Source organism: Subtercola sp. Z020 (genome assembly GCF_002931235.1).
Taxonomy (GTDB): Bacteria; Actinomycetota; Actinomycetes; order Actinomycetales; family Microbacteriaceae; genus Subtercola.
Map to the genome: position 1 here is coordinate 1 of NZ_PSTT01000089.1, position 20,121 is coordinate 20,121.

At 70.3% G+C, this 20,121-nt stretch carries 18 protein-coding genes and 2 pseudogenes; 7 read left to right on the forward strand and 13 right to left on the reverse strand.

All coding sequences use genetic code 11. The features are described 5' to 3' along the window. Window positions 1–126 precede the first annotated feature (126 nt). Window positions 127–465: a sterol carrier family protein gene (locus tag C5B96_RS11340; RefSeq protein WP_104245486.1), complete on the reverse strand. Its 339-nt coding sequence runs from the start codon at window positions 463–465 to the stop codon at window positions 127–129. Between the two features lie 685 nt (window positions 466–1,150). Here C5B96_RS11340 and purD point away from each other — a divergent pair. Together purD and C5B96_RS18120 are read left to right on the forward strand one after the other, a co-directional pair. Continuing rightward, window positions 1,151–2,410 (forward strand): annotated as a pseudogene (purD, locus tag C5B96_RS18115) (phosphoribosylamine--glycine ligase); the annotation flags it as partial. A 48-nt stretch (window positions 2,411–2,458) separates the two neighbouring features. Then, window positions 2,459–3,412, forward strand: coding sequence for a phosphoribosylaminoimidazolesuccinocarboxamide synthase (locus C5B96_RS18120; RefSeq protein ID WP_369826475.1), 954 nt, complete (start codon window positions 2,459–2,461; stop codon window positions 3,410–3,412). An 82-nt stretch (window positions 3,413–3,494) separates the two neighbouring features. Here the strand turns inward: C5B96_RS18120 and purM are convergent, their stop codons facing one another. The 5 genes from purM to C5B96_RS11370 form a co-directional block, all read right to left on the reverse strand. After that, window positions 3,495–4,601, reverse strand: coding sequence for a phosphoribosylformylglycinamidine cyclo-ligase (gene purM, locus C5B96_RS11350; RefSeq protein ID WP_104245472.1), 1,107 nt, complete (start codon window positions 4,599–4,601; stop codon window positions 3,495–3,497). Window positions 4,602–4,682: 81 nt separating this feature from the next. Next, window positions 4,683–5,495, reverse strand: coding sequence for an anti-sigma factor (locus C5B96_RS11355; protein ID WP_104245473.1), 813 nt, complete (start codon window positions 5,493–5,495; stop codon window positions 4,683–4,685). Then, complete coding sequence (locus C5B96_RS11360) at window positions 5,485–6,039, reverse strand: RNA polymerase sigma factor (RefSeq protein WP_233189163.1); 555 nt, start codon at window positions 6,037–6,039, stop codon at window positions 5,485–5,487. Before C5B96_RS11360 ends, C5B96_RS11355 begins: the two co-directional genes overlap by 11 nt. Before the next feature lie 76 nt (window positions 6,040–6,115). Continuing rightward, window positions 6,116–6,985, reverse strand: coding sequence for a class F sortase (locus C5B96_RS11365; protein ID WP_233189164.1), 870 nt, complete (start codon window positions 6,983–6,985; stop codon window positions 6,116–6,118). 31 nt (window positions 6,986–7,016) lie between these two features. Further along, window positions 7,017–7,880 carry a DUF4397 domain-containing protein gene (locus C5B96_RS11370; RefSeq protein ID WP_104245475.1) on the reverse strand — a complete coding sequence of 288 codons (864 nt, stop codon included), beginning with the start codon at window positions 7,878–7,880 and terminating at the stop codon, window positions 7,017–7,019. Between the two features lie 181 nt (window positions 7,881–8,061). Here C5B96_RS11370 and purF point away from each other — a divergent pair, with 181 nt between their 5' ends. After that, complete coding sequence (purF, locus tag C5B96_RS11375) at window positions 8,062–9,519, forward strand: amidophosphoribosyltransferase (RefSeq protein WP_104245476.1); 1,458 nt, start codon at window positions 8,062–8,064, stop codon at window positions 9,517–9,519. 7 nt (window positions 9,520–9,526) lie between these two features. Then, window positions 9,527–10,078, forward strand: a complete 552-nt coding sequence (locus C5B96_RS11380; RefSeq protein WP_104245477.1) for a YdcF family protein — start codon at window positions 9,527–9,529, stop codon at window positions 10,076–10,078. Window positions 10,079–10,119: 41 nt separating this feature from the next. Here the strand turns inward: C5B96_RS11380 and C5B96_RS11385 are convergent, their stop codons facing one another. Together C5B96_RS11385 and C5B96_RS11390 are read right to left on the reverse strand one after the other, a co-directional pair. Beyond that, window positions 10,120–11,172: an LLM class flavin-dependent oxidoreductase gene (locus tag C5B96_RS11385; protein ID WP_104245478.1), complete on the reverse strand. Its 1,053-nt coding sequence runs from the start codon at window positions 11,170–11,172 to the stop codon at window positions 10,120–10,122. A 40-nt stretch (window positions 11,173–11,212) separates the two neighbouring features. After that, window positions 11,213–12,466, reverse strand: a complete 1,254-nt coding sequence (locus C5B96_RS11390; RefSeq protein ID WP_104245479.1) for a multidrug effflux MFS transporter — start codon at window positions 12,464–12,466, stop codon at window positions 11,213–11,215. A gap of 76 nt (window positions 12,467–12,542) precedes the next feature. On the opposite strand from C5B96_RS11390, the gene C5B96_RS11395 reads away from it, so the two are divergent. Further along, on the forward strand, window positions 12,543–13,457 hold the full coding sequence (locus tag C5B96_RS11395; protein ID WP_233189165.1) for a VOC family protein: 915 nt from the start codon (window positions 12,543–12,545) through the stop codon (window positions 13,455–13,457). Between the two features lie 41 nt (window positions 13,458–13,498). Here C5B96_RS11395 and C5B96_RS11400 read toward each other — a convergent pair whose 3' ends face one another. The 5 genes from C5B96_RS11400 to C5B96_RS11420 are packed head-to-tail and all read right to left on the reverse strand — an operon-like array spanning window position 13,499 to window position 18,850. Continuing rightward, window positions 13,499–14,245 carry an alpha/beta hydrolase gene (locus tag C5B96_RS11400; protein WP_104245481.1) on the reverse strand — a complete coding sequence of 249 codons (747 nt, stop codon included), beginning with the start codon at window positions 14,243–14,245 and terminating at the stop codon, window positions 13,499–13,501. Continuing rightward, window positions 14,242–15,513 (reverse strand): mechanosensitive ion channel family protein, encoded by a 1,272-nt coding sequence (locus C5B96_RS11405; protein ID WP_233189166.1) that lies wholly within the window; start codon window positions 15,511–15,513, stop codon window positions 14,242–14,244. The genes C5B96_RS11400 and C5B96_RS11405 overlap by 4 nt, the downstream gene beginning before the upstream one ends. Before the next feature lie 10 nt (window positions 15,514–15,523). Further along, window positions 15,524–16,789, reverse strand: coding sequence for an MFS transporter (locus tag C5B96_RS11410; protein ID WP_104245482.1), 1,266 nt, complete (start codon window positions 16,787–16,789; stop codon window positions 15,524–15,526). A 4-nt stretch (window positions 16,790–16,793) separates the two neighbouring features. Next, on the reverse strand, window positions 16,794–18,344 hold the full coding sequence (locus tag C5B96_RS11415) for a catalase (RefSeq protein ID WP_104245483.1): 1,551 nt from the start codon (window positions 18,342–18,344) through the stop codon (window positions 16,794–16,796). Then, on the reverse strand, window positions 18,341–18,850 hold the full coding sequence (locus C5B96_RS11420) for a Fur family transcriptional regulator (RefSeq protein WP_104245484.1): 510 nt from the start codon (window positions 18,848–18,850) through the stop codon (window positions 18,341–18,343). Before C5B96_RS11420 ends, C5B96_RS11415 begins: the two co-directional genes overlap by 4 nt. A 157-nt stretch (window positions 18,851–19,007) precedes the next feature. On the opposite strand from C5B96_RS11420, the pseudogene purS reads away from it, so the two are divergent. Next, window positions 19,008–19,247 (forward strand): annotated as a pseudogene (purS, locus tag C5B96_RS17855) (phosphoribosylformylglycinamidine synthase subunit PurS); the annotation flags it as partial. A gap of 137 nt (window positions 19,248–19,384) precedes the next feature. Next, window positions 19,385–20,121 (forward strand): phosphoribosylformylglycinamidine synthase subunit PurQ (gene purQ, locus C5B96_RS11430; RefSeq protein ID WP_104245489.1); only part of this gene is annotated, 737 nt, incomplete at its 3' end.

The following is a 20,121-nucleotide window of genomic DNA, read 5'->3' on the forward strand; positions in this document are numbered from 1 at the left end:
GGGTAGGGCCGGGGTGAGGTGCGCTGCGCGGGGTGCGGCCGTGCGGGATGCGGCTTTGCGGGGCGCGGCCGTGCGGCAGGCGGCCGTGCGGGATGCGGCCGTGCGAGGCGCGGCCGTGCGGGCGCGTCAGAGTCCGACGACGGGAACGTAGCCGCGGAGGTCGGCGCGCTGGCCGGAGGCGTGGATGCGCCCGGTTTCGATGCCGAGCTCCCACGTGAGGTTGCCGGTGGCCAGCGAAAGCCAGGTCGCGGCATCCATTTCGACCACGTTCGGTGGGGTCCCGCGGGTGTGGCCGGGGCCTTCGATGCACTGCACGGCGGCGAAAGGGGGCACGCGCACTTCGACGGTGTTGCCGGTCGCGCGCTCGGCGAGCAGTTGCAGCGAGTAGCGCACGGCGGTGGCGAGCGTGGAGCGGGGCACCCCTCCGCTCAGGCCGCCGGCGGGCGGGGACGTCGCGGCGGGCACGGCCGGCGCGGTCGTAGGAGCCGGCTCGGCGGGTGACGCCGCGCCGGCCGACGCGGGACTCTGGGCAGAGGGGTTCAGGGCTGCGATGGCGGCTCGTACCGCAACCACCCCTTCCGGGTCGGGAATGCGTGCGCGTGCCATGTCTCCAGCGTAACCAGCGTGGCGAGTGAGAGGCCAGGCGGCTTGATTCCTCAGGGCGCGTTTGGTCGCGGAGGCTGCGGGGGGTGGCGGAGGGAGTTCGCGGGGCAGCCAGTGGGGGGAGACCTACTGCCCCGCGAAGTGAATTCGTGCAGGCGGCAACGGGGGGAGCCGCCGCCCGCACGAAATCGGTTCGCGCGCCGCCAGCCGGCGGGGGGGTCGGAGTCGACGCGCGAAGTCTGTGGAGTTGTGGCCGTGCTGCAGCTTCGAATTGAGGTGCTGCGTACACGGGTGTTGCGTGGAGGTGTTCTTGGCGAGTGTTGTGTGGCGAGCAGCTAGGGGGGATACCACTCGCCACACGTGTGTGGCGCCTCAAACAGCACCTCACATGAAGAAGAGAGTGGGCACACCCCGATCCATTACGCGGCTTTTCACATTTCTCGAAAAACTTTCTTATCCACTCCTCCCCAGGCAGACGAACCGAGCAGTTCTCCACCAAGACCGGCGACACCCGAACCGCGCCTGAGCCCCGCCATAGAATCGTCGAGTGAAGATTCTCGTTCTGGGTTCCGGTGCTCGTGAGCACGCCATCGTCTCTGCGCTGCTCTCTGAGGGCGCCGAGCACGAGATCACGGTCGCGCCGGGAAACGCGGGCATCGCCGCTGTCGTGAGCGTCGCGCCGCTCGACCCGAACGACCCCGAAGCGGTCACGAACTTCGCGAACGCGCACAGCATCCAACTCGTCGTGATCGGCCCCGAGGCACCCCTGGTCGCGGGCGTGGCCGACGCGCTCCGCACGCGGGGCATCCCCGTTTTCGGTCCGGGCGCCGCCGCGGCCGCTCTCGAAGGCAGCAAGACGTTCGCGAAACGCATCATGGATGAGGCCGGCGTACCGACCGGCCGAGCCCGCCGTGCCTCCACCACCGCAGAGGTCGAGGCCGCGCTCGACGAATTCGGCGCCCCCTACGTCGTCAAGGCCGATGGCCTCGCCGCGGGCAAGGGCGTACTCGTCACCGGGGATCGCGCCGCAGCGCTCGCCCACGCCGATGAGTGGCTGGCACACGGCGACGTTCTGTTCGAGGAGTTCCTCGACGGCCCCGAGGTCTCGCTCTTCTTTCTGAGCGACGGTCACACCGTTCTGCCCCTCTCCCCCGCCCAGGACTACAAGCGCCTTCTCGACGGCGACCAGGGCCCGAACACCGGCGGTATGGGCGCCTACTCTCCCCTGCCGTGGCTCGCCGACGGATTCGGCAGCGAGGAGGCATTCGTCGATGAGGTGCTCGCCTCCATCGCCCTGCCGACGGTTCGGCGGCTCGCCCACGAGGGCACGCCGTTCATCGGGCTGCTCTACTGCGGGCTCATCCTGACCACGTCGGGTATCCGCGTCATCGAGTTCAACGCTCGCTTCGGCGACCCCGAGACGCAGGTCGTGCTCCCCCGGCTCGTCACGCCGCTCAGCGGGCTGCTGTTCGCGAGCGCCACGGGCACGCTCGCCGACCACCAGCGGCCCGAGTTCTCCGACGACGTCGCCGTCACGGTCGTGCTCGCCAGCGAGAACTACCCCGGCACCCCCGTGACCGGCCGGCCGCTGACCGGTCTCACCGAGGCGGAATCGATCGACGGCGTGCACCTCGCGCACGCCGCGACGGTGGCTCAGGATGATCGGCTGCTCGCATCGGGCGGCCGAGTGCTGAGTGTGGTGGCGACGGGTGGCACCTTCGGCGAGGCGCGCAGCCGCGCCTACAGCGCGCTCTCGAAGATCCAGCTGCAGGGCGGGCAGGCGCGCCACGACATCGCCGAGCGCGTCGACGAGACCGCGACAGCCGCCCCTGCCGCTGCTGGTGCAGACGCCGCCGTGCCCGCAGCGTCTGCGGCGTCGGATGTTCCCGGTGCAGAGCAGGAGCTGCCGCCGCTGGCGGGATGGCGCCACGTGTACTCCGGCAAGGTGCGCGATCTCTACGTGCCGGCCGAGGCAGGCTCCGTCGACAGTGCGGCCGCGCTCCTCGTGGTCGCGAGCGACCGGGTCAGTGCGTTCGACGCCGTGCTGGAGCCGGGCATCCCGAGCAAGGGAGTGCTGCTGACGACCCTCAGCCGGTGGTGGTTCGACAATCTCGCGGGCTTTCCCAACCATCTGCTCGACGGGTCGCCTCACGACGACACCCCTGCAGTCGACGGAGTTCCCCCGGTGCCCGAGCAGGTCGCCGCACGGTCGATGCTCGTGAAGCCGCTCGACATGTTCCCGATCGAGTGCGTGGTGCGCGGGTACCTGTCGGGCAGCGGCTGGCTCGAATACCAGGCGACGCAGAGCGTCTGCGGGGTTCCGCTGCCGGCCGGCCTGAACGACGGCGACCGGCTCCCCCTGCCCATCTACACCCCGGCCTTCAAGGCAGAACTCGGCGATCACGACGAGAACATCACGTACGAGCGCACCGTGGAGCTCGTCGGCTCCGAGGCCGCGGAGGCTCTCCGCGGGCTGTCGCTGGCCATCTACGCGCGGGCATCCGAGATCGCCGAGGAGCGCGGCATCATTCTCGCCGACACGAAGTTCGAGTTCGGAGCCGATCGCCAGACGGGCGAGATCACCCTGGCCGACGAGGTGCTGACGAGTGATTCGAGCCGCTACTGGGACGCGGCCGCCTACGACTCAGGCAATCGCACGGCGAGCTTCGACAAGCAGATCGTGCGCAACTGGCTAGCGGCCAACTGGAACAAGGTGGGCACTCCGCCGACCCTCCCCGCAGAGATCGTGGAGCGCACGGCCGCCCGGTACCGCGAGCTCATCGACCGCCTGACGGCTCCCACGGAGTAGCGCCCCGGCGCCAACCTGCCAGAGCGCAGCCCGGCCGCGGTAAGCCACAGCGGCCTGGCGCGGCGCGGTGCGGGGCAGCGCGTCAGGCGGCGGCGTACCCGCCCACGAGGCGCACGGCGCCGCCGTCGACACCCTTCGCGCCCTGCTCGAAGCCCTCCAGCGAGGCGAGGGGGGCGGTCGAGACGACCCCCACCGGCCAGGTGCGGATGCCGTCGGCCCCGAGCGCCGCCGCGATCGCGGGAGCCTCGGAGGCAGCCACGACCGCGAACATCCCGATCCCGAGGTTCCACGTCTCCTCCGCGCTCTCCAGCGTCGACGACGCCCACGAGCTCAGCACGCGGAACACCGGCAGCGGCGACCAGGTCGAACGGTGGACCTCGACCCACGATCCGACGGGGAGCACGCGCGCCAGGTTGGCCGCGATGCCGCCCCCGGTCACGTGTGAGAGCGAATGCACCGCACCGGCGAACGACGGCGAGTCGAGAATCCGCAGCAGCGGGGCGGTGTAGAGGCGCGTCGGCTCGAGCAGCGCCTCGCCGACGACCCCGCCGAGCTCGGCAGACGTCGACGTGTACGAGACGGAGGCGTTGGCGAGGATGTGGCGCACCAGCGAGAATCCGTTCGAGTGCAGCCCCGACGACTCGAGGGCGAGCACCACGTCACCGTCGACGACCCGTGCCGGGCCCAGCAGGGCATCCGCCTCGACGACACCTGTCGCGGCCCCAGCGACGTCGTAGTCGTCAGGCCCGAGGAGCCCCGGATGCTCGGCCGTCTCGCCCCCGACGAGCGCGGTTCCGGTCTCTGAGCACGCGCGAGCGATACCGGCCACGATGTCGGCGATCCGCGCCGGCACGACCTTGCCGCAGGCGATGTAGTCGGTCATGAACAGCGGGCGCGCACCCACCACCACGATGTCGTCGACCACCATGCCGACGAGGTCCTGGCCGATGGTGTCGTGCTTGTCGAGGGCCTGCGCGATCGCGACCTTCGTGCCGACGCCGTCGGTCGAGGTCGCGAGCAGCGGGCGCCGGAAATCCTTCAGCGCCGACACGTCGAACAGACCGGCGAACCCTCCGAAGCCGCCCACGACATCCGGCCCGTGCGTGCGCGAGACGGCGGACTTCATGAGTTCGACCGCGAGGTCTCCGGCCCGGGTGTCGACTCCGGCGGCGGCGTAGCTGTTCGTCATGCCCCCATTCTCGCAGCAGCGGGCACCCCAGTCGTCGAGGCGGGCACCGCAGACGGCGAAGCAGGCGGTGGAGCAGGCACCTCACGCGTCGAGGCGGCCCCGCAGGATCGAGTTCGAGGAGTGGGCAGGGTTGCCGTCGAGCGGCTCCGACGAGACGTCGACGATCGCGTACTCGGTCATGTCGATGTCGGCCGGGATGGCGAAGGTTCCCGAGTCGCCGACCAGCAGGCCGAGGCTCACCAGCTTCGTGAGGTCCGAGCTCAGCAGCCAGACCTCGCGGTAGGTGTCGGGCCGGTCGGTCGCGGCGTTGACCGAGACGACCATCGAGGTGGCGGATCCGTCGGTCTCGACCACCGCGTCTCCTGTCGCATCCGGCCAGTCGGGCAGCGCCGAGAGGGCAGCCCGGGCGAGCACGGTGACGCTGGGGGTGGCGGTCGGGGTGGATGGGCGCAGTGCCAGGGTGGTCGCCACGCCGCCGGCCGTTGCGACGACCACGACGGCGGCCGCGAGGGCAAGCCACCGCGCGGGCACCCGGCGGGATCGCGGGCGGGTCGGCAGCGGCGACGACTGCGCGGCCTGGGGCGGCGAGTCGCCGCCCATGACCGCGACACGACCAACACCAACGCCGACACCCCCACCAGCACCCCCGCCCGCGTCGCCGGTCGCCGCCGCCCGCTCGGCGGCGACCGTGGCCGCCACCTGCGCCCACACCCGATCGTGCGGCGCCACCAGCGTGGGCGCAGAGGCGCTCGAACGACCGGCGACCGCAGCGCCGGTGAGCGCGTCGAGGGTGGCGCGGCAGTCGCGGCAGGCCGCGAGGTGCTCGCCGTCTGCCTCGCTCCCGGCGGGCTCGCCGAGCGCGATCAGCGCCAGGATCTCGGGATCAGTATGCATCGATGCTCACCTCCAGCCGCGCCTTCAGGCGTTCGAGACTCCGTCTGATGTGGCTCTTCACCGTTCCGAGGGGCAGCGAGAGCCGCTCCGCGATCTGCACATGCGTCAGGTCATCGTAGAACGCCAGCTGCATCACCTGCCGCGCGACCGGTTCGAGCCGCGCGAGTTCGTCGGCCACGAGCAGCCGGTCGGCGACATCGGTGGGGTCTTCGGAGTACTCCACCCCGGCGGTGGCCTCGAGCTGCCGCACGAGTGCCCGGGCACGGGAGCGGGCGGCATGGGCATCCGCGATTCTGAACCGCGTGATGCCGACGAGCCAGGCCGGCAGCGACCGGGTGCTGTCGAAGGTCGCACGCGACCGCCAGGCCGAGACGAAGACGGCCTGCGTGACGTCTTCTGCCTCGCCCACATCGCCGAGCGAGCGCAGAGCCAGCGTGTAGACGAGAGGCGACCAGCGCTCGTAGATGCCCGCGAGCGCACGCTCGTCGCCGTCGACGAACCCCTGCACGAAGGCCTCGTCGTCGCCGAGCACGTTCTCGTTCACGATCCCTGGGGCCTTTCGATGGATGTGCGGCCAGACGCCGAGCGGAACGTCCCCACCATGATCTCCCGATCTGCGGTCATGCGACAGGGGTCGCGACCACGATCACGTTGTCGAGATAGTGGCCGGTGTCGCGATCGAAGACGCCGCCGCAGGTGACGAGAACGAGGCGGGGAGCACCGGTGCGGTCGAAGACGGCGCCGAAGTCGACGTCGGTCTTCGGGGTGCGCGTCACCTGGCTCACAGTGTAGGTGTGCGCTGCGCCGTCGGCCGTGCCGAGCGTGACGGTGGCGCCCGCGGCGACGTCACGGAGTTTCACGAACTGCCCGAGGCCGAACACCAGAGAGTCGACGTGTGCGGCGATGACGGTGGTTCCGGCCCGGTCGGCCGGCCCGGGGCCGTACTCGTACCAGCCGGCCTGCCCCGAATCCTCGGGGAGCACCATCTGCCCGTCGGCCTCGACGCCCACGGGCAGCACGCCCATGTCGATGCCGACGGACTCCACGGTGAGGTGGGTCGGCGGGATCACGGATGCCGTGGGCTGGGCCGCGGGGTCGGTGCCCGTGATCGGCACGGCCTGGGGCGTCGGGCCTGCTGCGCCCGGCAGCAACGGCGAGCTGCCGCCGTTGCCTCCGGGCGCAGGCGAGGTAACAGGAGCGAGGGTGGGTGCGAGCGTGGGCGAGGTGACGGCGGCCGGTGGCATCGGCGTGCCGAGGGGCACCGAGCCGGAACCCGGTCCCGTGCCTGCACCCGAGCACGCCGACAGCGCCAGCACGCCCGCCATCACCAGGCCGGCCGCCGTGGGCAGCCGCACCCGGCGACGGCGAAACCGGGCATCCCGCGCCGGCGCCAGCTCCGGCACCGGCGCCGAAGCCACCGCCACCGATGCCGCGACCGCCGGAGCTACGCCCACCACCGCCACCTCATCCGCCGCCACGACCGCCACCACCACTACACCCCGCGAACCGCGCGGCCGCGCGTCAGGCGTCCGCCCGACCACGGCGACGCATCAGCACGACGGCCGCAGCGGCCAGCAGCGCGAGCACGGCGCCACCCGCGACGAGCGCACCCGACGCACCGAAGCCGGCCGCACCGGCAGCAGCCGCGTCACGATCGGCCGCGAGCCCCGCTGTGCCACCCGGGATGCCCGACGGGTTGCCGTGCAGCCCGTCGATCGTCTGCACGGCCAGCTTCAGGTTGTTCGCGCTGAGGCTGCCCCAGGCGTACACGATCGTGTTGGCGCCCTCCGCCACCGTCACGTCGGCCGGGCCGATCACCGGCGTCGTCGACCCCGCCGCAGCGACCGCCGCCGAGATCGTTCCGGCCGGCAGGTTCAGCACCTTCTCGTTCGGGTTGGTGAGACCGCTGACGACCGCGCTGCCGCCGGCGAGAACATCCACGGCCGGGGCCGCCGCCGTGTGCCGCACGGTGAGGCGGCCCTCACCGGCCGCCGTCTGCGAGACGTCGTTCGTGAACAGCGTGGCGCCCGGCGTGCCGTCCTCCTTCAGGTGCGCGACCGCGGTGTAGTTGCCGCCGTCCGCCAGGGCGAGATCGATCGGGCCGATCACCGGCTTCGAGGCGTCGGCCGCATCCGCCGCCGTGATGGCCACCGAATAGGTGCCCGCGGCCAGGTCGAGCGGGCCGGCCAGATCACCGGGCGCGAAGTTGTCGAGGGTGAGCGCGCCGTTCACGTAGACATCGACAGGGGTGTCGGGCACGGCGTGCAGCACAGACAGCTTGGCGCCCGTGGCGGCGTGGGCGCTGACCGGCACCGCCAGTGCCACGGCTGTCAGCGCTCCGGCTGCCAGCGCAGCCAGCACGGTCTTGTTCGGGTTTCTTCTCACGGTGGTCCTCCTTGACGCTGACCCGCGATGGGCCGGGCGACGATCGCCTCATTCAGTACTTCTGCCGGAAGGTCGTCTGCGGATGCACCCTGCGACGAATTGCAGGCGGACCCCGCCCCCGGGCGCGCCCGTAGAATGGAGAACGGCCTAATTCACTTACCCGTCTGGAGCCCGCCAAAGCATGTGCGGCATCGTTGGCATCGTTTCGTCAGAACCCGTCAATCAACTCGTCTACGACTCCCTTCTCCTTCTGCAGCACCGCGGCCAGGACTCGACCGGCATCGCCACAGCCGAACGCGACACCTTTCACGTCATCAAGGCGAAAGGCCAGGTGAGGGAGGCTTTTCGCACCCGCGACATGCGCAGCCTGCTCGGCACGATGGGCCTCGGCCACGTGCGGTACGCGACCCGCGGCAACGCAGGGAGCGAGCAGGAGGCGCAGCCGTTCTACGTGAATGCGCCGTACGGAATCATCCTCGTGCACAACGGGAACCTCACGAACACACGGGAACTGACACAGGAACTGTTCCACATCGACAGGCGCCACCTGAATACCGACAGCGACACCGAACTGCTGCTGAACATCCTCGCCCACGAGCTGCAGGCGCAGGTCTCCGGCCTCGACCTCGACCCCGAGCAGGTCTTCAACGCCGTCTCCCGCGTGCATGAGCGGGTCGAGGGCTCGTACGCCACGATCGCGATGATCGCCGGCCACGGGCTGCTCGCCTTCCGTGACCCGTTCGGCATCCGCCCCCTCACACTCGGTAAGCGCGTGCTCGAATCGGGGCGCGATGAGTGGGTCGTGGCATCCGAATCCCTGGTGATGGAGAGCCTCGGCTACGAGGTGGTGCGGGATGTCGCACCCGGCGAGGCCGTGTTCATCACGATGGGCGGTGAGCTGGTCACCAAGCAGTGCGCTCCGGATGCCCGGCTGGTGCCGTGCGCGTTCGAATTCGTCTATCTGGCCCGACCCGACTCGGTGCTCTCGGGCATCTCGGTGTACGAGGCGCGCCTTCGTCTCGGCAACCGGCTCGCCGACACCGTCGCGCAGTGGGCGCCGTCGGGCGACATCGATGTCGTCATGCCGATCCCGGACTCCTCCCGCCCCGCCGCGATGCAGGTGGCGCAGAAGCTCGGCATCGAGTACCGCGAGGGGTTCTACAAGAACCGCTACGTCGGCCGAACGTTCATCATGCCCGGCCAGGCCGTGCGCAAGAAGTCGGTCAGGCAGAAGCTGAACGCCATGTCGACCGAGTTCAAAGGCAAGAACGTGCTGATCGTCGACGACTCGATCGTGCGCGGAACGACCTCGAAGGAGATCGTCGACATGGCCCGGCAGGCCGGTGCGAACAAGGTGACGTTCGCTTCCGCGGCGCCGCCCGTGCGCTTTCCGCACGTGTACGGCATCAACATGCCCTCCCGCGACGAGCTCGTGGCGCACAATCGTAAGATCCCCGAGATCGCGGCGTACATGGGTGCCGACCACCTGATCTACCAGGAGGTCGCCGACATGCAAGCCGCCATCATCGAGGGGTCGACGGTGAAGGAGCTGGAGATGAGCTGCTTCACCGGCGACTATGTGACAGGCACGGTCAGCCCCGAGTACCTCTCGTGGGTGGAGCGCACGCAGAACTCGTAGGAGACGCATGATCCGTCTGAGGCGCGTGCACGCGATCGCGGTCGTGCTGGCGATCGTCATCAACGTGGGCGTGGCGGCGGTCATGCTGCGCGTCTACGTCTGGCCGCCGACGGATGCTCCGGCGGCGAGCGACGTGGTGTACGTGATCGGGCCGCCGACGCCGACGCGCCTGAAGATCGCCGAACGGATGGTCGCGCAGGGGCTGACCTCGAACGTGGTCGTCTCGGTGCCCGCGAACGGGCAGTTCGCGGCATCCACCCTCGCCATCTGCACCGAACCGCAGACCTTCAGCGTGGAGTGCGTGACCCCCGACCCGTTCACGACGCAGGGTGAGGCGCGGATGCTGCGTTCCCTCGCCGCTGCGCACGGCTGGACCTCGGCGACCGTCGTGACGTTCACGCCGCACGTCGAGCGCGCGCGCATCCTCATGTCGCGGTGCTTCAGCGGGCAGCTGCGGATGGTCGCCGACACGTACCACCTGACGCCCGCGTCGTGGGCGTACCAGATGACGTACCAGACGTTCGCGTTCGCGAAGGTGCTGCTCGAGCCCGGCTGCTGACCGAGCCCGCGCGCGCCGGTCCCAGCCCCGGGGCGCGGGCGCTACGCGGCGACGGGCGCGGGGGCGTTCGCCGGGGTCCAGCCGAAGGCGGGGGCCACGTGCAGGGCGATCGACTCGAGCAGGTGGGCGTTGTACTCGACGCCGAGCTGGTTCGGCACCGTGAGCAGCACGGTGTCGGCGGCCTGCACCGCGGCGTCGGCGGCGAGCGCAGCCGCGATCACGTCGGGCTCGCCGGTGTAGCTCTTGCCGAACCGGGCCAGGCCGCCATCGAGGTAGCCCACCTGGTCTTCGGCGTCGTCGCGGGCGCCCGCGCCGAAGTAGCGCCGGTCGAGGTCGGTCGTGATCGGGATGACGCTGCGCGACACAGAGACCCGGGGCTCCCGCAGGTGGCCGGCCGTCGCCCACGCCGAACGGTAGAGCTCGATCTGCTCGGCCTGCAGCTCGTCGAACGGCACACCGGTATCTTCGGTCAGCAGCGTCGAGCTCTGCAGGTTCATCCCCTGCTCGGCGGCCCACACCGCGGTCGCACGGGTGCCGGAGCCCCACCAGATGCGCTCCCCGAGCGAGGGCGACTGAGGCTCGATGGCCAGCGGCACCTGCGAACGCGACATCTGCGGGTTGGGGCGCGCGACGCCGGCCCCGGCGATGGCGGCGCGGAAGATCGCGGTGTGCTGGCGGGCCAGGTCGGCGTCTGTCTGCCCCTCGGCCGGAACGTAGCCGAACGACTCCGACCCGCGCAGCGCGGTCTCGGGTGATCCGCGGCTCATGCCGAGCTGCAGCCGCTCCCCGCTGATCAGGTCTGCGGCCGCTGCGTCCTCTGCCATGTAGAGCGGGTTCTCGTACCGCATGTCGATCACGGCCGTGCCGAGCTCGATCGTCTTGGTGCGCGCGCCCATCGCGGCGAGCAGCGGGAACGGCGAGGCCAGCTGCCGGGCGAAGTGGTGCACGCGCACGTACGCACCGTCGATGCCGAGCTCTTCTGCGGCCTCTGCGAGTTCGATCGACTGCAGCAGGGCATCCTGAGCCGTTCGCGAACGCGAGCCGACCACGGGCTGATAGTGACCGAACGACAGGAATCCGATGCGTTTCTTCATGTCGTGTACAGCACCGACGGGCGATCCGGTATTCCCGTTTCTATGCTTTCGCATGAATGTCGTCGCCGGCTGCGACTCCGGATGCCCCGCGGCGGGCCCGCGCACCCGGCAGACAGAGCGCCAGCAGCACGAGCCCCGCGACCGCGACCGCCACGTAGACGAACCCGATCGGCGCCTGCGAGGTGTCGGGCAGCCCCGCCGCCGCAGCCATCGTGATGGCGACGAACAGGTAGCAGATCGCACTGGTGAGGCCGCCGATGAGGCCGAGATTGCGATCGAACATGCCGAGCGTGAGGCCGTAGGCGAGCGGGCAGAGCGCTCCGCACCCGGCGAGCGCGAGCATCCCGCCCACCGTGATCCAGAGGAAGTGCGGGCCGACGAGCACCCCGCTGACGCTCAGGATGATCGCCCCGGCCGTGAACGAGACGAGGGCGCTGAAACCCAGAACCCGTGCCGACACCCGCGTGGCGAAGTGGGCGGTCGCCAGTTCGCCGGCGAGGTTCGCCGCGCCGATCAGCAGGGCGACCAAGCCATACAGGCCCGAGCTCAGCCCGAGGTGCGTCTCGTAGAGGATGGGCGCGACGACACCGAACAGCAGTTGCGCGACGGCGAAGACGGCGAACACCAGAGTGAAACCGATGAAGATGCGGCGACGGAGGGTCGAGGCGAGCACTCCCCTGATCCGTCGCACGTCGACCGGTGTGCGATCGGCCGGCGCGAGCGTCTCGGGCAGCACGAGCCAGACCACGACGCCCGCCGCCAGGGCAGCGAGAGCGAGCCCGACGAAGATGCCGCGCCACGAGATGAATTCGACGAGCACCCCGCCGATCGCGGGGGCGATCACCGGAGCCAGGCCCCAGGAGGCGCCGAGCAGTCCCGAGATCGAGGTGAGGCGGGCGCCGCGGAACCGGTCTGCCGCGATCGCGTAGACGATGACCATCGTGGCGCAGCCGCCGAGGCCCTGTACGAACCGCAGGGCGAGCAGGGTGTAGACGTCGGTCGCGAGGGCGCACCCGATGCTGGCGACGAGGAGAAGGGCGAGGCACACCAGAAGTGTCGGTCTGCGGCCTCGGGCGTCGGCGATGATGCCGATCGGCAACAGGCCGACGCTCATTCCGAGCACGTAGGCCGAGACGGTGTTCTGCACCAGCGTCGACGATGCGCCGAGCTCCGTGATCATCTCGGGGATGGCGGGCGTGTAGGCGTCGATCGGAATCTGGCTGATCGGGATGATCGCCAGCAGGATCGCGATGAGCAACCGGTTCGATCCGGGCCGGTCAGGTGCAGCATCCATCGTTCCCCCTCGAGTGCTGGCGCCAGCTTAGGGGAATGTCTGGTGCCGCTGTTTGGTTGTAGCTACAATGAATTTCATGAGCGGCTCCCCTCTTTCTCCTGCCGGCAGAACCGACGTGCTCGCTGCGGCGACAGGGATGGGCCCGGTCACTCTGCGGGTCGGTGATCTCGATGCCATGATCCGGTACTACCGCGACGGGGTCGCGCTCGACGTACTGAGCGCCGACGGCGACATCGCCGTGCTGGGGCGGGGAACGACGCCGGTGCTCATCCTGCAGCACGCCCCCGAGCTACGGTCCGCCGAGCCGCGGTCTGCGGGGCTCTACCACACGGCCATTCTGTTCGAGAGCCGGGAGGCGCTCGCGGCTGCCATCTACTCTGTCGCGACGCTCGCGCCCGGAACGTTCACCGGCAGTGCCGACCACAAGGTCAGCATCGCGTTCTACTTCACCGACCCCGAAGGCAACGGCGTCGAGCTCTACTGGGACCGCGACCGCACCGAATGGAGCTGGCAGCACGGCCAGATCGAGATGGCGACGCTCTACGTCGACCCGAACGCCTTCCTGCAGGAGTTCCTGACGCCCGCCTCGGTCGACGACCCGCGGGTCGGCGGGGCATCCGTCGGCCATGTGCACCTGTCGGTGGGCGACCTGTCGTCTGCCCGGGAGTTCTACGTGAAGCGACTCGGGTTCGAGGTGACGGCCGAGATCGCGGGCAGCGCGCTGTTCGTGTCGGCGGGCAGGTACCACCACCACATGGCGATGAACACCTGGCAGAGCCGGGGGGCCGGGCGGCGTCTGCCGGCGCTCGGGCTCGGGGAGGTCGACATCGTGGTTCCGTCGGGCGACGACCTCGGGGCCCTCGAAGAGCGCCTCGGGCACTACGCGACGCCGTTCCGGAACGACGGCCGGTCGCTGTTCGTCGACGACCCGTGGGGCAGCCTTGTGAAGGTGTCGGCGGCGCCCGCCGTGTCGACGGCGCCCGCGGCGTGAGGCCCTCCCCGGCGGTCGCCGCCTGACGCGCGCCGGGCCTCCTACCCGGCGGCAGACCGTTCGGTCATGCGCGCGACAGTGGCGTGCCAGATGGGGGTCGTGGGGTCGATCACGGCGAAGTGGTCGCCCGGCAGTTCGAGGAGCTCCGGATGCCCCACCCGGGCGTTCGCGGCCAGGTCACGGTTCGGCAGCGCGAAGTCGGCGACATCGTCGGTACCCTGCACGAGCAGCCACGGCACACGGCGCCCGCTGTAGAGACTCGGCGACGCGCGGGCGTACCGCTCCGGTTGCTCGTCCGGCGACCCACCGAGGGCCATCGCGACGGCGCCGTCGCTGGAGCCACGGGCCCACGCTCCGGGCAGGTCGACCACGCCGGCAAGCGACACGGCGAGCGCGACCGGCGGGTCGTCGGCGTGCGTCTCGGCGGCTGTCTCCTCCGCGAGCTGCAGTGCGAGCTGTCCGCCGGCGGAGTGGCCCACAACGACGAGGGGCGCGTCGGGGGCGAACGACGGGATGTCGCGGAGCTTCCGCAGCGCGGCGCGCACGTCGGCCAGGGTCGCGGGCCAGTCGTGCCCATCGGGTCGGCGGTACTCGACGTTCCACACCGCCCAGCCGCGGCTCGCGAGGTCGGCCGCCATCGGGTGCATCAGGTCGAGGTTCCGCCCGGAACGGTAGTAGCCGCCGTGCAGCAGCATCGCCGTACCGATCGGCGACCCGCCTGCCGCTGGGGCCCACCATTCGCCGTGCTGGTCGGGATCGTCGCCGTAGGCGAGGCGTTCGCCGCTCATCGCGGGCCCTCCCGGTCGGGGTCGCGCCTGTCGGCACCGGCCCGGTCGGGGTCGCGCCTGTCGGCACCGGCCCGGTCGGCGCCGGGCGCCCGCGGCACCTCCACCGGCCCCGTGAACTGCGAGCCCCGGAGCGCCGCCGAGGCGTCACCGCTGAAGAGGGCGTCGGGCTGCGTGTCCACCGGGACCGCCCGCGTGCGCGGCACCGCCGTCTCGAGCGGCGTCTCTGAGTGCTCGACCCGCGTGCGCGGCACCGACAGCGGGGAGACCTGCTGGATCCAGCGCACCAGTTGTTCGCGCACGTAACAGCGGAGGTCGAAGAGGGTGGGCGCATCCACCGCCGTCACCAGGATGCGGATGTGCACGAACCCGCCCACGGCATCCGTCACCTGCAGAATGGCCACGCGGTGGTCCCACAGGTCGGTCAGCTCCATCACGCGGTGGAGCTCGGCCCGCATGCCGTCGGGGTCGACGCGCCAGTCGAGGTCGAAGTCGACCGAGCCCATCAGCTCGGAGTTCTTGCGGGTCCAGTTCTGGAAGGGCGTCGTCGTGAAGTAGGTCGAGGGAAGCACCATGCGCCGGTCATCCCACAGGTGCACGACCACGTAGGTCAGCGTGATCTCCTCGATGCGGCCCCACTCGGTCTCGACGATGACCACGTCGTCGACACGGATGGCGTCGCTGAAGGCGAGCTGCATGCCGGCGAACACGTTGGCGAGCGTCGACTGGGCGGCGAGGCCGGCGACGATCGAGATGAGCCCGGCCGAGGCCAGCAGCGAGGCACCGGCCGCCGAGACGCCCGGGAAGGTCAGCAGAATCGCGCCGAGCCCCACCAGCACGGCGGCGACGACGGTGACCCGGCGGATGATCAGCACCTGCGTGCGGAGGCGCCGGGCATGCCGGTTGTCGGGGATGTCGGTGCGGTACCGGGCCAGCCCGAGGTCTTCGACGAAGATGGCGAGGGCGCAGAACAGCCAGGCGCCGGCCGCGATCGTCGCGATGAGGGCGGCGTGACTGAGGAACTCCCGCCACCACGGATCGACGTTCGTCGCCTGCAGGGCGATCCACAGCGCGATCACGAGCAGGAACAGCCGGAACGGCACCCTGGCGCGCCTGATCAGGCACTTGGCCCACTCCTTCCGCCGGCTGATGCGGCGGATGATGAAGGCGGTGAGCGCGGTGACGACCACCGCGGCGACAACCGCTGCACCGACGAAGACGAGCGCCTGCAGCCACGGCATGGACGAGAGACCGGAGAGAAAGTCAGTCATTGCCCCCAGCCTAGGCCGTGGTGCTGGAGGGATTCTGGATCGCCGGCTCCCTGTTCCCGTCGCTCTGCGCCGCTGAGCGGGTGGATGCCCGCCCCCTGCCCGAGCGCCAGGCGACGGCCCAGACGGCCAGCGTGATCAGCACGAGCACGACGGACTGCACACCGACGAGCGCCATGCCGCCGATGCCGTACGCGAGTGGGCCGAGCACCGCGCCGAGGGAGCCGCCGAGGAAGACGCCCACCATGAAGAGGGTGTTCGCTTGCGCCGGCGCCTGCGGGTTGGTCTGCATGGCGCGGTTCTGGTTCGCCGACTGCGCGATCTGGTTGCCGAGCGTCAGAACGAACACCGAGACGGCGAACAGGATGATCTGGCTCGAGTCGAACGCGATCGACACCGCCCCCGCCAGCATGATGAGAAAGGCGACGCCACCGACCGGCAGCGCGCCGAAACGGTCGATGAACCGACCGGCGAAGGGCGTGACCGCACCGGAGGCCAGCCCGACGAGCCCGAACAGCCCGGCTCCCGCGACGCTCCAGCCGAACGGCGGGGAGGTGAGGTGCAGCACCATCACGGTCCAGAGGGAGATGAACGTCGCGAACGCGAAGAAGTGCATCAGCGTGCCCTGCCGGAGCGGCGCGCTCTGCGTTCCGAGCCGGAGCGTCGACAAAAGCAGCGAACCGTAGTTGCGGCCGATGCCGGTCAACGCGACATCCGTTCGCAGCGCCCGCCGCACCAGCGGGATCATCAGCGCGACCAGCACGGCGAAGATGCCGACGACGACGCGCCAGCCGAGAGCATCCACCAGCAGGCTCGAGAGCACCCGGCCGCCGAAGATGCCGATCAGCAGGGAGGAGACGAGCGCGGTCGTCGTGGCGCCCGAGCGACCCGCGGGCGCCAGCTTGTTGGCGGCCGGGATGGTCAGCTGGGCGATGTTCGCGATCAACCCGACGACGAAGAAGCCGATGATCACACCGACGAGGTCGGGCAGCAGGCTGGTCACGGCCAGCGAGAGTGCCAGCAGAACCAGCTGCACCGTGATCTGCCGGCGGGGCTGGATGCGATCGCTCAGCGGCACCAGCAGAAAGATGCCGAGCGCGTACCCCACCTGCACCGCCGTCGCCGTGAAGCTCGCCAGGCTGACGGGCACCCCCAGATCCCGGGCGATGCCGGTGAGCATCGACTGCGGGAGGTAGATGGTGCTCACGGCAACGGCGGCGACCGTCGCGAGAACGACGAGCTTCGCCGTCCAGCGGCGGTGTGCAGGCAGGGTCGGCATCGGGTCAGACGCTCAGCGCGACGTCTGCCTCGGGTTCGGCGTTCAGCGACGCCGCGTTCGGCGGCGCCACGTCGGGGTCGATTCCGCCTGCCGCCGCCGCGGCATCCAGAGCCTGTTCGACACGGTCGCCGAGCGTCTGGTCGACGTTCCGCCAGTACTGCAGGGCGCGCGCCTTGATCTCGGGAATCGTGACCTGGCCGACGTGACCCGCGATGTTGGCGACCAGGCGGTCACGCGCAGCGTCGTCGAGAACCTCGCGAACGAGAGTGCCCGCCTGGCCGAAGTCGTCGTCTTCGGCGTGCAGCGTCGCAGCCGTGCGCTGCAGCTCGCCGTCGTTCTGCCAGCCGGCACTGTCTGCTACGGCATCCGGAGACGCCGCCGGGCCACCCACCGAATTCGGTGCGTAGACCGGAACCGAGGGTGCGTTGAACTCGTAGCGCGCGGCGCCGTCCTTCGAGTACGTGTTCACCGGCGCTGCGTGCGGCGCGTTCACCGGCAGCTGCGCGTGGTTGGTTCCGACGCGGTACCGGTGGGCATCCGCGTAGCTGAAGACGCGCGCGAGCAGCATTCTGTCGGGGCTCGCAGCGATGCCGGGAACGAAGTTCGAGGGGGCGAAGGTGGCCTGCTCGATCTCGGCGAAGTAGTTCGCCGGGTTGCGGTTCAAGGTCAGCGTACCCACGCGGTGCAGCGGGTAGTCGGCGTGCGGCCAGACCTTCGTGAGGTCGAACGGATTGAAGCGGTAGGTCTTCGCGTCGTCGTAGGGCATGATCTGCACCGAGAGCGTCCAGCTCGGGAAGTCGCCGCGGTCGATGGCCTCGCCGAGGTCGCGGATGTGGAAGTCGGCGTCTTCACCGGCGATCTGGTTCGCCGCTTCCTGGCTCAGGATCTCGATGCCCTGGTTGGTCTTGAAGTGGTACTTGACCCAGAAACGCTCACCGGCGGCGTTGATCCACTGGTACGTGTGGCTGCCGAATCCGTCCATGTGGCGCCAGGATGCCGGGAGCCCACGGTCGCCCATGAGCCAGGTGACCTGGTGGGCCGACTCGGGGCTCAGCGACCAGAAGTCCCACTGCATGTCGTTGTTGCGCAGGTGGCTGCCCGGCAGGCGCTTCTGCGAGTGGATGAAGTCGGGGAACTTGATGCCGTCGCGAATGAAGAAGACGGGGGTGTTGTTGCCGACGAGGTCGTAGTTGCCCTCTGTGGTGTAGAACTTCAGCGCGAAACCGCGGGGGTCGCGCCAGGTGTCGGGGCTGCCCTGCTCGCCGGCGACGGTCGAGAACCGGGCGAGGGCCTCTGTGGTGGTGCCGGGCTGGAAGAGCGCGGCGCGGGTGAAGGCCGAGACGTCATCGGTGATCTCGAGGGTGCCGAAGGCCCCGCCGCCCTTCGCGTGCACGATGCGCTCAGGCACCTTCTCGCGGTTGAACTGGGCGAGCTTCTCGACGAGGTAGTGGTCGTGCAGGGGGATGACGCCGTCGGCGCCGACGCTCTGGGAGTGCTCGTCGCTCGCGACGGGAGCTCCGGAATTGGTGGTGGTGATGTTGTGCTGGTCGGTCATGCGTTCTCCTTCTTATCGGGGTGGGAAGCGGGGAGATGTTGGCAGGCGGGGCAGAGGCCCCAGTAGGTGACCTCTGCGGTGGTGATGCGGAAGCCGGCGACGTCGCCGGTGCCAGCGCCGGTGCCGGTGCCGGTGCCGGGCAACGGGGCCGGCGGGGCCGGGGTGAGGCAGGGCGCGTGGCCGACGGCGCAGTCCACATCCTGCACGGCGCCGCAGCCGGTGCAGATGGCGTGGTGGTGGTTGTCACCGATGCGCCGCTCGTAGCGGGCGGGCGAGCCGGCCGGCTCGATGCGGCGCAGCAGCCCGGCGTCGGTCAGCGCGCCCAGCACGACGTACACGGACTGCAGCGAGATGTCGGGCTGGGTCGACCGCACACGGCGATGGATGGCGTCGGCGTCGGCATGCGGCATGTTCTCGAGGGCCCCCAGCACGGCGAGGCGCTGGGTCGTGACGCGCAGTCCGGCGGCGCGGATGCTGTCGGCTGGCTCGAGGGTCGCGGTGGGCATGAGCCCCAGTCAAGCACTTGTTGTGAGTGATTCATAATAAGGAAGGCTCAGGTGCGGGGTCGGATGGGCATCCCGCTCGCCCACCGAGCTCGCCCGCCGAGCGGTGCGCCCGGGTAGAATGGGCGCATCCGCCCGCCGAAATCCGTAGGAGTTCCTGGTGCCCACAATCGTCGTAGAGGTCATGCCCAAGGCCGAGCTGCTTGACCCCCAGGGCAAGGCCGTCGCCGGGGCTCTCGCCCGGCAGGGGCGCTCGCAGATCACCGGCGTGCGCGTCGGCAAGCGGTTCGAGATCGAGGTCGAGGGCCCGGCGAACGACGAGATCCTCGCCGAGGTCGCAGCCCTGGCCGACGAGATGCTCGCCAACCTCGTGATCGAAGACGTGATCAGCGTGCACTTCGCCGGGGCCGACGGCTTCGGGCTCGACGCAGACGCAGACTTCTCGACGGGCAACGTCACCGCCGACACGTCGTTCGACGAGGCATCCACCCCCGAGGCGCAGGCCGAGATCCGCGAGGGGCTCTCCTGATGGCGGCCCTGCGCGTCGGCGTCGTCACGTTCCCCGGTTCGCTCGACGACCGGGATGCGGCCCGAGCCGTGCGCCTGGTCGGCGCCACGCCCGTGCCGCTCTGGCACGGCACGCACGACCTCGACGGTGTCGACGCGCTGATCCTGCCGGGCGGGTTCAGCTACGGCGACTACCTGCGGGCCGGTGCGATCGCCTCGCTGTCGCCGATCATGGCGGAGGTCGTCGCGGCGGCCGACTCGGGGATGCCGGTGCTCGGCATCTGCAACGGGTTCCAGATGCTGACCGAGGCGCGGCTGCTTCCCGGCGGGCTGATCCGCAACGACCACGGCACCTTCGTCTGCCGCGACCAGCGGCTGCGGGTCGAGAACACGTCGACGGCGTGGACGGCGGCGTTCGCCGACGCATCCCGCACCGAAGCGCCCGAGATCACCATCCCCCTGAAGAACGGCGAGGGCGGCTACATCGCGTCGGCCGACACGCTGGAACGCCTGGAGGGCGAGGGCCACGTCGTGTTCCGCTACCTCGACGTCAACCCGAACGGTTCGATGAACGACATCGCCGGCGTCACGAACGCCCGCGGCAACGTCGTCGGGCTGATGCCGCACCCGGAGCACGCCGTCGAGCCGGGCTTCGGCCCCGACACCCCCTCCGCCATGCGCTCCGGCACGGACGGCCTCCCCCTCTTCGCCTCCGTCCTCGCCGTTCTTCAGGGGGATGGTGATCTCGGGCGCTTCGGTGCGGGATG

Excerpts from the sequence above, each read along its gene's own strand:
- purM (WP_104245472.1), bottom strand. The coding sequence starts at position 4,601 with ATGACGAACAGCTACGCCGCCGCCGGAGTCGACACCCGGGCCGGAGAC.
- C5B96_RS11355 (WP_104245473.1), bottom strand. The coding sequence starts at position 5,495 with ATGCATACTGATCCCGAGATCCTGGCGCTGATCGCGCTCGGCGAGCCC.
- purF (WP_104245476.1), top strand. The coding sequence starts at position 8,062 with ATGTGCGGCATCGTTGGCATCGTTTCGTCAGAACCCGTCAATCAACTC.
- C5B96_RS11380 (WP_104245477.1), top strand. The coding sequence starts at position 9,527 with ATGATCCGTCTGAGGCGCGTGCACGCGATCGCGGTCGTGCTGGCGATC.
- C5B96_RS11385 (WP_104245478.1), bottom strand. The coding sequence starts at position 11,172 with ATGAAGAAACGCATCGGATTCCTGTCGTTCGGTCACTATCAGCCCGTG.
- C5B96_RS11390 (WP_104245479.1), bottom strand. The coding sequence starts at position 12,466 with ATGGATGCTGCACCTGACCGGCCCGGATCGAACCGGTTGCTCATCGCG.
- C5B96_RS11395 (WP_233189165.1), top strand. The coding sequence starts at position 12,543 with ATGAGCGGCTCCCCTCTTTCTCCTGCCGGCAGAACCGACGTGCTCGCT.
- C5B96_RS11400 (WP_104245481.1), bottom strand. The coding sequence starts at position 14,245 with ATGAGCGGCGAACGCCTCGCCTACGGCGACGATCCCGACCAGCACGGC.
- C5B96_RS11405 (WP_233189166.1), bottom strand. The coding sequence starts at position 15,513 with ATGACTGACTTTCTCTCCGGTCTCTCGTCCATGCCGTGGCTGCAGGCG.
- C5B96_RS11410 (WP_104245482.1), bottom strand. The coding sequence starts at position 16,789 with ATGCCGACCCTGCCTGCACACCGCCGCTGGACGGCGAAGCTCGTCGTT.
- C5B96_RS11415 (WP_104245483.1), bottom strand. The coding sequence starts at position 18,344 with ATGACCGACCAGCACAACATCACCACCACCAATTCCGGAGCTCCCGTC.
- C5B96_RS11420 (WP_104245484.1), bottom strand. The coding sequence starts at position 18,850 with ATGCCCACCGCGACCCTCGAGCCAGCCGACAGCATCCGCGCCGCCGGA.